Raw genomic sequence first — 12,948 nt, 5'->3', positions numbered from 1 at the left:
CTTGCCGGAAGTCTACGCCGGGAGGCTCTCGATGCGCGGATCGCCGAGCAGCTGGCGGAAGTTGAGGTCGAGCGCCACGACGCCCAGGCGGGTTCCATCGGCCGGGCCATACGTCGCGGCCACGGTGAGGCAGAACTCGTCAGTGGCCACGGAACGGTAGATCTCCGAGCTGAAGACGCCGGGCGCGCGAACGGCCCCCTGGAACCACGGCCTGCGCGACCAATCCCGGCCCGCCCCCGAGCGGCCGTAGCTCGCGCTGAAGGCCTTGCGCGCGATGTTCTCCGTCACCTGCACGCCGCGAAGGTCGGTCACGTAGGCGAGCTCGACGGGCGGGCAGAGCTCGAGCGCGAGCCGAAGCGCCCGGGTCTTGCGCGTGAGCTCGCCCGAGCACAGGCCCGGATCCGTGCGCAGCTCTTCCAGCAGCGACTCGGCGCGGCGATGCGCATCGAGGCGGAAGGCGCCGACCGAACGGATCATCGCCTCGGACAGCGCGCGGAGCTCCGAGCCGAGGTGCGTGAGCTCGCGCGCTTCCGTCGCCTGGCGCGTGGCACTCGATTGCGCCTCTTCCATGCGGGAGAGCACCCACGCGAGGCCGGGCCCGTCTTCCTGCTTGGCCTTGGCGGCGCCGTCGAGTCCCACCACGCGAGCGGTGCGCTCGGCACTCTCCTGCAACTGGCGGATCTTCGTCTCGACGTCGCGAGCGGCCGCCGTGGTGTTCTGCGACAACGCGCGGATCTCCTGCGAGAGTACGCTGAAGACCTTGCCCTGCGCTCCGGCGTGCGCGGCAGCGACACCCGTGTTGATGGCGATGAGGGAGGTCTGCTCGGCGATGCGACGGATCCGTTCGGCCAGGTCCGTGATCTCGGTGGTCGCGGTGCGCAAGGTGCCGACGGTCTCCGCGAGCGACTCGGACATCTGCCGCGTGAGCGCCGTGACCTCCGTCGCCCGCCCCGCCTGCCGCTCCGCTTCGCCCTGGCGCGTTTCGGCCAGCTCGTTCAATCGCGGCGCGATCTTCGAGAGGCCGATGGTCGCGTGCGCGAGCTGGAGGAGGGCCTTGCCACGCACCACGCGGGTGCCTGACGCACCATCAACGGGTGTTTCGGGTACTGCCGCGCCGAGCTTCGCACCGTCGTAGGTCTCCATGCCGGTGCATGACGCAACGCTCGTGCCACAACTCGTTCAACAGTCGAGGAGGGCGAGGGGGTCGGTCGGTCTTTTTTCCGTTCGGCCCCCGGATCTGGCGGATCGTGGACTAGTCGTGATCGCTCATCGTGTTGACGTCACTTGCGACGGTTGTAGATCGAAGATGGGAGGCAGTGTCATCGGGCCTCACTCCGACACCCACGGTTCATTCCGCCAGTCCTCCCGCCGAAGGAAAAAAGCCCGACGCGACCCCCTGCCCTCCGCGGCCAATATCGTCGAATCGAACGGAATAGAGGCACGTCGATATGGCCCCGCGATCTTCGATTCAGCTCCGATGATCGATGCAGCCCCTCGCCCTCCTCACCTGTTTAGTCAGCGTCAGCGAGGCGAATAGGTGAAGTGACTGAAGTCCGCGGGGCAAGCCACGCCCGATTGGTCGAACGCGAGCATTCCGATGAAGGCGCCGGTGAACGAGCCATGCGCTCCCCGGCCGCCTTCATCCGAGATCACGCTCGCGTCGAGATCAGGACCGATGCGCCGCCACCCATCTCCGGCATTGAAGAAGAAGTGCAGCGTCGGTCCATCGACTTCGGCCGCGAGGCCGATCGGTCCGATCGGAGGCACCGGAATCGGCGCGTGCAGCGGGAAGACCAGCCGGCCGTCGGGATAGTCCCCGGGGCAGGACATCATGGTGATCACGCGACCCATCGTCTCGTGCCACGTGACGGCGATGAAGTGGAACTTGAAGCGGTTGTAGTAGTAGGTGAGGCCCGCGACCTGCTGGTACGTGGTCGGCGAGAACGACACCGAGGTCTCGGAGCGGAACTTGAAATCCTCCTGCCGCCGCGCCACGAGGCTCTGCTCGAACCAGCTTCCCACCGATTCGCGTGCGTGCAGCCGCAGTGCCGAGCCCGTGAGCTTGAAGAGGCGCTCGGGTTGCGGCGTGCGCAGCCACTGGAACTCCATCGGCAGCTCCGTGCACTTCGCGAAATCGCGTTTGATTTCCACGTGCGGCTTCGGCATCACCGAGGGATCGGGCGAGGGCACCTCCACGGCGGGCACCACGCCGCCGTGCTCGAGGTAGAGCCACTCGTCTTCCTTCCACACCACCTTCTGGATTGCGGTCTCGCGCCCGAGCGGCGAGCGGCGCGTGCCCGGCAGGGGACGGCCACACAGATGCGTGTGATAGAACTGCCCGTCCGGCGTCTCGACGATCTGCCCGTGGCCTGCACGCTGCAGCGGCGCCTCGGGCTTGTCCTTCGACGTGATCGGATGCAGCAGCGGGTGCGTCTCGTACGGGCCGTCGAGCTTTCGCGACCGCGCCATCGTCACCGCATGGCCGTACGACGTGCCGCCCTCGGCGACGGTGAGGTAGTACCAGCCGTTCCGCTTGAAGACGTGCGGTCCTTCGACCAGCCCCTGCGGCGTGCCGCGATACACGTTCTTCACCGGACCCACGAGCTTCGAAGTCTTCGCGTCCCACTCCTGCAGCAGGATGCCGTCGAAGGCCGGTGTCTTCGGGTTGCCGCCGACCGATTCCGTCCGATAGTTCCAGACCATGTTGAGAAACCACTTGCGGCCATCGTCGTCGTGGAAGAGCGTCGGGTCGAAGCCGGAAGAGTTCACGTACCAGGGATCGCTCCACGGCCCGGTGATCGACGGCGCCGTCACGATGTAGTTGTGCACGTCCTTGAAGTTGCCGTCGTAGCGCTTCACGTCCGTGTAGACGAGCCAGAACTTGCCGTCCGCGTACGAGAGGCACGGCGCCCAGATGCCGCACGAGTCGGGGTTGCCGCGCATGTCGAGCTGCGAGGCTCTCGTGAGGGGCCGGCACACCAGCTCCCAGTTCACGAGGTCCTTCGAATGGTGGATCTGCACGCCGGGATACCACTCGAAGGTGGAGACGGCGATGTAGTAGTCGTCGCCGACGCGGCAGATGGACGGATCGGGGTTGAACCCCGGCAGGATCGGGTTGCGGATCATCGGTTTCTCTTCTTCGAGGGAGCTACTTTTTTCGCCCGACGCTGGGTTGCTTCGGGTCGTACTTCCATCCGGGAACGAGGTATTGCATCGGCATCGCGTCGTCGCGGGCGCCGCTGCCGACCTTCTTGTAGAGCTCGTGGGCCGCGCGGATGCGGTCCATGTCGGGTTCGATGCCCAGGCCCGGCTTCTTCGGCACCTCGACGTGGCCGCCGCGGATCTGCAGCGGCTCCTTCGTCAAGCGCTCCTCGCCTTCCTGCCAGATCCAGTGCGTGTCGATCGCGGTGATGCGCCCGGGGGCGGCGGCCGCGGCGTGCGTGAACATCGCAAGCGAGACGTCGAAGTGGTTGTTCGAATGCGAGCCCCAGGTGAGGCCCCAGTCGTGGCAGAGCTGCGCCAGCCTCACGGAGCCCGCCATGGTCCAGAAGTGCGGGTCCGCGAGCGGGATGTCCACGGCGCCGAGCAGGTACGAGTGCGCCATCTGCCGCCAGTCGGTGGCGATCATGTTGGTGGCGCTGCGGATCCCGGTCGCGCGCTTGAACTCGGCCATCATCTCGCGCCCCGAATAGCCGTTCTCCGGGCCGCAGGGATCTTCCGCGTAGCTCAACACATGGCCCTGGCCGCGGCAGAGCTCGATCGCCTCGGCGAGCGACCAGGCGCCGTTGGGGTCGAGCGTCACGCCCGCCTGCGGAAAGCGCTTCTTGATCGCGGTGACGGCGGCGATTTCGTCCTCGCCGCTCATCACGCCGCCCTTCAGCTTGAAGTTCGTGAACCCGTAGCGCTCGACCGTCGCCTCGGCCTGCTCGACGATCTGCGCGGGGGTCAATGCCGGTTGATGACGCGACCGGTGCCATCCCGAGAGGGTGTCACCGGAGAGATAGGGCAAGTCCGTGCGCTTGCGGTCGCCGACATAGAAGAGATACGCGAGCATCGGGACCGCCTCGCGTTGCTGCCCGGAGCCGAGCAGCTCGCAGACCGGTACGCCCAGGTGCTGGCCCAGGAGGTCGAGCAGCGCCGCTTCGACCGCGGTCACCACGTTGTCCAAACGGAGATTGATCTCGTGCGGCTGCTTCAGCACCGCCGCCTCGGCTGCGGACGTGACCTGGTGCTGCATGCCGGTCGCCTTGCCGGCAATGCACTCGCGTACCGCCGCGATCGTTCGGTTGAAGGTGCCGACTTCGGTGCCGACGACCACCGGTACGGCCTTCTGCAAGGCCCTGAGGATCCCGTCCCCGCCGGGGACTTCCCCGATGCCGGTGCGTCCCGCGCTGTCCTTCAGCAGGACGAGGTTGCGGGTGAAGTAGGGCTGGTGGGCCCCGCAGAGGTTGAGGAGCATCCCGTCATGGCCTGCGACGGGGATGACCTGCATCTCGGTTATCATAGGTAGCGCTACCATAAATCAAATTCTGGAGGAGACATGAGCCCGGGTCAACACGGGAAACGCGGGTTTGCCGCGTTGCTGGCTGCTTTTGGCCTCGCCGCGTGCGCGTCGACCCAACACGCCCCGCCCGCAGAGCATTGGGTGGCCTCATGGGGCACCTCGCAGATCATTGCCGAGCGCGACAACGTCCTCGAGCCCGAGAAATGGCGCAATGCGAGCCTGCGGCAACTGGTCCAGGTGTCGCTCGGGGGCTCGCGCATCCGTTTGCGACTGAGCAACGTCTTCGGCACGGCGCCGCTCACGGTCGAGGCGGCGAGCATTGCGCGCGCGTTGGCCGTCGGCAAGGCCGATGTCGATGCGGCTTCGATTCGCGCGCTGGCCTTCGGTGGCAAGCCTTCGGTCACGATTCCGCCGGGTGGTGAGTACTACAGCGATCCCGTGGATTTCGCGCATGCGGCGGGCGCCGACCTCGCGATCTCTCTCCACTTCAAGGACGAACCGGCACGGCAGACGAGCCATCCCGGATCGCGCACCACGAGCTTCCTCGCCAAGGGTAATCGCGTGGTCGAATCGTCCTGGCCCGGAGCCGAGACCTTCACGCGCTGGTACGTGATCGCCGATCTCGAGGTGCTGGCACCGCGTGGCACTGGCGCCGTGGTGGCGATCGGCGACTCGATCACCGATGGCAACGGCGCGACCACCGACGGCAACGACCGCTGGCCCGATCTTCTCGCGCGCCGCCTGAGAGCCGAAGGACCGGCGATGGGCGTGGTCAACGCGGGCATTGGGGGCGGGCGGATGTTGAAGGACGGCATCGGCCCCAACCTCGTCTCTCGCTTCGATCGCGATGTGCTGGCGAGGAGCGGCGTCACGCATGCCATCGTGCTGATCGGCGTGAACGACCTCGGTGTGCTGCATCGCAACGCCGAGGACACCGCGCTGGCTCGCGCTCAGCTCGTCGAGAATCTCAAGATGGCCTATCGGCAAGTTGTCGCGAAGGCGCACGCGCAGGGCATCTGTGTCGTCGGCGCCACGATCACGCCTTACGGCTCCAGCGAGTATTACCACCCGAAGGCCGACAACGAGGCCGATCGGCAGGAGCTGAACACCTTCATTCGCAGCTCGGGCACCTTCGACGCGGTGGCGGACTTCGATGCCGTGGTCCGCGATCCCGCGCAGCCCGACCGCATGGCGAAGGACAAGGACAAGGGTGACGGGCTTCATCCTGGCGTCGGCGGCTTCCGGGCGATGGCGGATGCGGTGCCGCTCGCGGCGTTCGCGAAAACCTGCAGATGACCAGGTCAAAAGCGTTGAACCACGGAGAACACGGAGAACACGGAGGAATTCGGGTTTTGGGAATGGCGATGGTGATGGGCGCGATCATGTTGGCGGGGTGCGCGTCGGTGCCATCACCGAAGGAATATCGCAATCCCGTTCTCACCGGCTTCCATGCCGATCCCAGCGTTTGCCGCTCGGGCAGCGACTACTACCTCGTCACGAGCAGCTTCGAGTATTTCCCCGGCGTGCCCGTGTACCACTCGCGCGACCTCGTGCATTGGCGGCAGGTGGGGCATGCGCTCACGCGCGAGAGCCAGTTGCCGCTGAAGGGGCAGAAGGCGTCGAAGGGCATCTTCGCGCCGACGATCCGCTGCCACGCGGGCACCTTCTACATGATCACCAGCAACATCGACAACGGTGGCGATTTCTACGTGACCACGAAGGACCCGGCGGGCGAATGGTCCGAACCGACGTGGATCAAGCAGAAGGAATGGTCGATGGATCCGTCGCTCTTCTTCGACGACGACGGCAAGGTGTACTACACGCGGCATGGCGGCGGGCGGAATGGCGGCGTCTATCAAGCGGAGATCGATCTCGCGACCGGAAAGCTCTCCGAGGAGCCGCGGCTCATCTGGTCCGGCACCGGCGGCATCTGGCCCGAGGGTCCACACCTCTACAAGGTCGGCGGCACCTACTATCTGCTGATCTCCGAGGGCGGCACGTCATACGGCCACATGCTCACCGTCGCGCGCTCGAAGTCACCGTGGGGTCCCTTCGAGGCAAACCCCGCGAATCCGATCCTCACGCACAAGTCGCAGCCCGAGTTGCCTCTGCAAGCGGTCGGCCATGCGGATCTGGTGCAGACCGACGCCGGCACGTGGTGGACGGTGCTGCTCGGCATCCGACCGGTCGCACGCAATCACCACATCGGCCGGGAGACACTCCTCGCGCCCGTGACGTGGGACGCGAACGGTTGGCCGGTCGTGAACGGCAACCAGCCGCTCCAGTTGTCGATGACGGTGACGGGATTGCCGGCGTCTTCGCCTTGGCCGCGTGAGCGGGTCCGCGACGACTTCGATGCCACGCGTCTCGGTCTTCAATGGGTGCATTTGCGCGGACCCGCCACCGCGCTCTGGTCGGTTACGGAGCGTCCGGGGATGCTTCGCCTCAAGGGGAGCGTCCACACGTTGAACGACGTTGCGACGCCGGCCTTCGTCGCCCGCCGCCAGGAACACTTCCGCGTGCGTGCTGCCACGGAAGTGACGTTCGATCCCACGGCCGAGGGCCAGGTCGCGGGCCTCGTGCTGCGGCAGAACGAAGAGAACCACTACGAGCTGCGCGTGACGGGTGCCGGAGCTCGCCGCGTGGAGCTCGTGACGCGCGTCGGGGGCGTGACGAAGATCGTGGCGACCCAAACGATCGAGGCCGGTCCGACGACACTGCAGGTGGAAGCTTTCGAGGATCGCTATGAATTTTCCGTTCGATCGCGTGCGGGTACGACGCGCGCCGTGGGATCCGCACCGACGCAGCCGATGTCATCCGAGAAGGCCGGCGGCTTCACCGGCGTCTACTTCGGGATGTATGCGAGCGGACCGCAGCCGATGCCGCCCGCCGACTTCGCCTGGTTCGACTATGAGCCGCTGGACGAGTAGGGCGCTGCTCGCCGCGGTGCTCGCGTTTGCAAGCGTCTTGCCGGCGCATGCGCTCGGCGAAAAACCCTTCGTCGCTTTCACGCCGTCGCCCGGCGCCGTGGCCATCGCCAACGGCGACTACGTCGCGACGCTCGTCACCGACAGCGGCGAGGACCAAGGCGTCGTGCGTGCGGCACAGGGCCTCGCATCGGACATCCAACGCCTCACCGGCCAGAATCCCGGAGTCATGCGCGGCGCCAAGGCATTCGGCCCTGGCGCGATCCTGATCGGCACGCTCGGCAAGAGCGGCTTCATCGACGGCCTGGCTCAATCGGGCGCGATCGACGTCTCCGCCATCCGCGGCCAGTGGGAAGGCTTCGTGATCCAGGTGATCACCTCGCCGTGGAACGACCGCCAGCCGATGATCGTCATCGCCGGGAGCGACAGGCGCGGCACGATCTACGGCATCTACACGCTCGCGGAGCAGATGGGCATTTCTCCCTGGGCGTGGTGGGCTGATGTTCCGGTGACACCGCGCAAGCAGATCTTCGTGCCCGCGGGAACGCGCGTGCAGGACAAGCCCGTCGTGAAGTACCGGGGCATCTTCCTCAACGACGAGGCGCCGGCGCTCACCGGGTGGACCAGGGAAAAATTTGGCGGGTACAACCACAAGTTCTACGAGCGCGTCTTCGAGCTGATCCTGCGGCTGCGCGGCAACTACCTCTGGCCGGCGATGTGGCCGCCGACGGCCTTCTTCGCCGACGACCCGGAGAACGGCCGCCTCGCCGACGAGTACGGCATCGTGATGGCCACGTCGCACCACGAGCCGATGATGCGCGCGCACGCCGAGTGGCACCGTGGCGGCGACAAGGGGCCGTGGAACTACGACACCAACTCGGAACGGCTGCAGGACTTCTGGCGCGGCGGCATTCGAGGCACGAAGCCCTATGAGAAGGTCGTGACGCTCGGCATGCGCGGCGACGGCGACGAGCCGATGTCGCGCGACGCGAACGTGGCGCTGCTGGAGCGCATCGTGGCCGACCAGCGCCGCATCCTCACCGAGGAAGGCGAACGTGCACCGCAGGTGTGGGCCCTCTACAAGGAGGTGCAGGAGTACTACGAGAAGGGCATGCGCGTGCCCGACGACGTGCTGACACTCTGGTGCGACGACAACTGGGGCAACATCCGGCGGCTTCCCACGCCCGCGGAGCGTGCGCGTCCCGGTGGGGCTGGTGTCTACTACCACTTCGACTACGTGGGCGGCCCGCGCAACTACAAGTGGATCAACGTGACGCCGCTGCCCAAGGTCTGGGAGCAGATGCACCTCGCGTGGAAGTACGGTGCGACGAAGCTGTGGATCGTGAACGTCGGCGACCTGAAGCCGATGGAAGTGCCGATCGAGTTCTTCCTGCAGTACGCATGGAATCCGGAGCGCTGGCCGGAGTCGCGCCTCCAGGAGTTCCTCCAGCTCTGGGCTGAGCGCGAGTTCGGCGCGGCGCACGCGGTGGAAATTGCTGACCTCGTCGCCAAGTACACCAAGTACAACGGCCGGCGGAAGCCCGAGATGCTGGATCCCGCGACGTACTCCCTCGCCAACTACCGCGAGGCGGAGCGAATCGTCGCGGAGTACAACGCGATCGCACAGCGCGCGGAGACGGTGAGCGCTGCGCTGCCCCCGCAATACCGCGATGCGTTCTACCAGCTCGTGCTCTATCCCGTGAAGGCGGCGGCGGTGGTGAACGAGCTCTACGTGACCGCCGCGAAGAACCGGCTGTACGCGACGCAGGGCCGGGCTTCGACCAACGACCTGGCTCGCGACGCGCGCGCTCTCTTCGCGCTCGACGCCGAGCTCGTGCGTCGCTTCCACCAGGACATCGCGGGTGGCAAGTGGAACCACATGATGTCGCAGACGCACCTGGGCTACACCTACTGGAACGATCCGCCGCGTAACGTCATGCCGGCCGTGAGCGAGCTGCAGGTTCCGGCCGCGCCGTCGATGGGCGTGGCGGTGGAGGGCACCGAATGGGCATGGCCGGGGCGCAGCGCCAATCGCCTGTCGTTTCCGGCGCTCGATGCGTTCGAGCGATCCACGCGCTACTTCGAGGTGTTCAATCGTGGCGAGCAGTCCTTCGCGTATCGCGTCACGGCGAGCGAGCCTTGGGTGACGCTGTCGTCCTCCGAGGGGAGGGTCGATCGCGAGGTGCGCATCGAGGTTGGCGCGCGTTGGGAGGACGTGCCGCCCGGGACGAAGGAAGCGACCATCACCGTGACGGGCCCGGACGATCGCAAGGTCACGCTGCGTGTCCCCGTGAACAAGCCCGCGGAGAACCTGCCGGCACGGGGAGCGGGGTTCGTCGAGACACGCGGTGTCGTCTCGATCGACGCGGATCACTTCACGCGTGCGATCGCACCACCGGGCCGCGAGTGGCGTCGCGTGCCCGACCATGGGCGCACGGGTTCGGGCGTGATGCCGCTGCCGGTGGAAGCGCCGTCACTTTCGGCGTCCGCGGCCATGCGGCTCGACTACGACCTGCATCTCTTCACGGCAGGTGAGGTGACGGTGCATGCCACGCTCGCGCCGACGCAGAAGTTCCAGCCGGGCGAGGGCCTGCGTTTCGCCGTCTCCTTCGACGACGAGCCGCCGCAGATCGTGAACATGCATGTCGACGAGTCGCGTCGTTATTGGGACAAGACCGTTGCGGATGGCGTGGCTGTCCATGTGACGAAGCACGTCGTCGCGAAGCCCGGAGCCCACACGCTCAAGTACTGGATGCTCGATCCGGGCCTTGTGCTGCAGAAGCTCATCGTGGACACGGGCGGGTTGCAGCCCAGCTACTTGGGCCCTCCCGAGAGCCCGAAGCTTTAGGCGTGCGTGTCCTCGTCCTTGGCGGCACGGGCTCGATGGCGCATCGCGTCGTCGAGGCTGCACTCGCGCAGGGCCACGAGGTGATGGTGGTGACCCGCGGCCGCCGTCCGGTCGCTGCGCCGCCCGGCGTTCGAGTGCTGCAGGCCGATCGCACGGCGCTGCGCTCGGAGGCGAAGGCCCTGGACGCGTTCTCACCCGAGGCCGTGGTCGACGCGATCTGCTTCCAGCCCGCACAAGCGCAGGACCTGGTCGACCTGTTTCCGAGCGCACGCCGCGTCGTGCTGGTGAGCTCGGTCGACGTCTATGGCGAGGACGTCGGCGGCATGCCCGTTACCGAGGAGCGCGATCCGCATCCGGTGACTCCGTACGCGACCGCGAAGGCCGAATGCGAGCGCATCGTGCTTTCGGGTCTGGGACGGCGCGCTACTGTCATTCGACCCAGCCACATGCTCGGACGAACGTACCTCACCACGAGCCTCTGGAGCCGCAGCCCGTACCTGGTCGATCGCATCCGCAAGGGCAAGCCTATTCCCGCCATCGACGGGGGCCGCAACCTGATGACCCCCGTGTGGTCGCTGGACGTCGCGAGCTGGATCCTGGCGACGCTGGATCGCAGTGGGGCCGATGGCGAGATCTTCAACGCCGTGGGCGCCGAGACCGTGACGCAGCGCGACTACTACGAGACGATCGCTCGGATCCTCGGCGTGGAGCTGCGGATCGTCGCGGTTTCATCGCAGGTGTTCCAGCGCTACGTTGAGTCGCCGTCGGCATTCAACTGGCACCGTCCGTATAGCAACGCGAAGGCGGTCTCGCGGCTCGAATATCAGCCCCGGGCGACGCTGCGTTCCATGATGGAAGAGACCGTGCAGCACATGCTCGAGCACAGCCTCGTTCGGGACTGCGCGGGGGAGCCTCGGGACGATGCGCTGGTCGAGCTCCTGTTGAGACACGAGGCGGAGCTTGGTGTTGCGCTGGGCGGGAAGGGGTGATGCGTTTCCCTTTTCGTTTTAACATTGGTTCCAGCAATTCCGCTGGCTTGACAGGCACTTCCGCCGTTCCGAATATTGTTTTAGAGGACAAGATGGCGATTTTTCCTGCAGTTCATCCATCCATATCTTGTTAGATTGCATGCTGCGAGCGCTGTGCATATTGATGCTTGTTGGCGGTGCACTGCCGTCTTGGGCTCAGGTCAAGTCGCAGCCCATCATTGACCACGCGTGCATCTTCGAAGTTGAGAACCTTCGGAAGTACGATATTGCGTACGAGTCCTCTGGATACTGCTCCGAAGCGGAAGCTCGAACATCGGAACACGACGAGATGCTCAGGCGTCGCGCCTTTCTTCAGCGCGAGAGGTTGGGCGCCGGTCAAAGCAAGCGGATCTCGACCGCTTGCTCCTGCGCGTGGGTGCGGTGGTGCCAACTTGAGCCGGCTACGAGCCTTCCCTGTCATATTGTGAACGTAGATACTCGGGGCATCGGCGCCAAGCTCACTCTTGAATGAGCATGCAATCTAACAACGCGTTGGAGCGGACCGTGAACCACCGTGGCGCGCTGTGTCATTGCGAACGGGTATCGTGCCCGGCCGCTCAACTCGGTCGTTAGACAGCACCCATGGGACAGTCCGCATCGCAGGCGCACACGTTCTATCGGGAAGTCGCAAAGAATCGCGTCGTTTGGACGATCCGCGATTCTGGCGGGTATCCCGCGCCGAAGACTCGAACAGGACAACGAGCGCAGCCCTTCTGGTCGTCGAAGTCGCGAATAGATCGAATCAAGAAAATCGCCCCCGACTACGCCGGGTTCGAAGCAGAGAAGATTTCTTGGGAAGAGTTTCGTGACAAATGGCTTCCCGAGCTCGCTCGCGATGGGTACCTGGTCGGAGTAAATTGGAGCGGAAAGAACGTGACGGGTTACGACCTCGATGCTCCGTGGGTCAGAACGTGCATTGAGGGGTACATCGAGAATGGTGCTGTCTAACAACGCGTTGGAGCGGACCGTGAACTATCGCGGCGCGCTGTGTCTTTGCGAATGGGCATCGTGCCCGGCCGCTCAACTTGGTCGTTAGATCGCAGGCAAAGTCGAACACCAATCACTCGTGGCTCACGACCACAACGCTTTTCAGATCACCTCATGCCGCCGCCGTGCCACGGGGCCGCTCAGCGGAGCGCGATCATCCCCATTGCGCCGAGCTCTTGAGCAAGACCATCGGCGCAAGTTTGGGCAAAATACAGCCATGTGCACTCAGCTAGTGGGCCAGCGTTCTAACTTCGCGTTGGAGCGGACCGTGATCCAGCGTGGCGCCCCTCTCAGGGGCGAAGCGGCAGCGTGTGCGGCCGCTCAACTCGGTCGTTAGCCGTCATGGATCGACCGTTTTCCATGCGCGATCAAAGGGTCATCGCCTGGGTCTCGGCCGTATCCATCCTTGTCGTCGCAGCGGGAGCAATGTTCTCTGTCTCGCTGTACATCATCATTGCCGGCGCGGTTCTATGGATGATCGCTTCCTTCCACTACGACTTCACGTCGGCACAGCGCACTTGGCAGGCCCCCACGCTCACGTGGCCTCAGGGAATCGCCGTTGCGACCGGGGCGGCACTCATCATCGCGGGTTCGCTCGCCGCAGTTCTCAGATATACGATAGTGCTCGCATGACGCCTAACAACGCGTTGGAGC

9 protein-coding genes are annotated in these 12,948 nt (G+C 65.6%); 6 read left to right on the top strand and 3 right to left on the bottom strand.

The features are described from left to right. Positions 1–12: 12 nt before the first annotated feature. The 3 genes from DSM104443_RS11585 to DSM104443_RS11575 all read right to left on the bottom strand — a co-directional run bounded on the left by DSM104443_RS11585 (position 13) and on the right by DSM104443_RS11575 (position 4,492). The gene (locus tag DSM104443_RS11585) at positions 13–1,143 is read right to left on the bottom strand and encodes a methyl-accepting chemotaxis protein (protein ID WP_171092373.1); all 1,131 of its coding nucleotides are present in this window, start codon (positions 1,141–1,143) and stop codon (positions 13–15) included. 378 nt (positions 1,144–1,521) lie between these two features. Then, the gene (locus DSM104443_RS11580) at positions 1,522–3,126 is read right to left on the bottom strand and encodes a glycoside hydrolase family 43 protein (RefSeq protein ID WP_171092372.1); all 1,605 of its coding nucleotides are present in this window, start codon (positions 3,124–3,126) and stop codon (positions 1,522–1,524) included. Positions 3,127–3,148: 22 nt separating this feature from the next. Beyond that, positions 3,149–4,492, bottom strand: a complete 1,344-nt coding sequence (locus DSM104443_RS11575; protein WP_171092370.1) for an enolase C-terminal domain-like protein — start codon at positions 4,490–4,492, stop codon at positions 3,149–3,151. 48 nt (positions 4,493–4,540) lie between these two features. Here DSM104443_RS11575 and DSM104443_RS11570 point away from each other — a divergent pair, with 48 nt between their 5' ends. The 6 genes from DSM104443_RS11570 to DSM104443_RS11545 all read left to right on the top strand — a co-directional run bounded on the left by DSM104443_RS11570 (position 4,541) and on the right by DSM104443_RS11545 (position 12,927). Continuing rightward, entirely contained in the window at positions 4,541–5,800 is a 1,260-nt protein-coding gene (locus tag DSM104443_RS11570; RefSeq protein ID WP_171092368.1) for an SGNH/GDSL hydrolase family protein, read from the top strand. 62 nt (positions 5,801–5,862) lie between these two features. Beyond that, complete coding sequence (locus tag DSM104443_RS11565; RefSeq protein ID WP_212756627.1) at positions 5,863–7,434, top strand: glycoside hydrolase family 43 protein; 1,572 nt, start codon at positions 5,863–5,865, stop codon at positions 7,432–7,434. Then, the gene (locus tag DSM104443_RS11560) at positions 7,415–10,279 is read left to right on the top strand and encodes a glycosyl hydrolase 115 family protein (RefSeq protein ID WP_171092366.1); all 2,865 of its coding nucleotides are present in this window, start codon (positions 7,415–7,417) and stop codon (positions 10,277–10,279) included. The genes DSM104443_RS11565 and DSM104443_RS11560 overlap by 20 nt, the downstream gene beginning before the upstream one ends. A gap of 2 nt (positions 10,280–10,281) precedes the next feature. Then, a complete protein-coding gene (locus DSM104443_RS11555) occupies positions 10,282–11,268 on the top strand; it encodes an NAD-dependent epimerase/dehydratase family protein (protein WP_171092362.1) in 987 nt (328 codons plus the stop codon). Positions 11,269–11,889: 621 nt separating this feature from the next. Continuing rightward, entirely contained in the window at positions 11,890–12,255 is a 366-nt protein-coding gene (locus DSM104443_RS22190; protein ID WP_171088916.1) for a DUF2750 domain-containing protein, read from the top strand. A gap of 381 nt (positions 12,256–12,636) precedes the next feature. After that, positions 12,637–12,927 (top strand): hypothetical protein, encoded by a 291-nt coding sequence (locus tag DSM104443_RS11545; protein WP_171092360.1) that lies wholly within the window; start codon positions 12,637–12,639, stop codon positions 12,925–12,927. Positions 12,928–12,948 lie beyond the last annotated feature (21 nt).

It is taken from the genome of Usitatibacter rugosus, from assembly GCF_013003965.1.
Taxonomy (GTDB): Bacteria; Pseudomonadota; Gammaproteobacteria; order Burkholderiales; family Usitatibacteraceae; genus Usitatibacter; species Usitatibacter rugosus.
The sequence above is the reverse complement of the archived record's forward strand: the minus strand, read 5'-3'. Positions and strand labels throughout refer to the sequence as shown.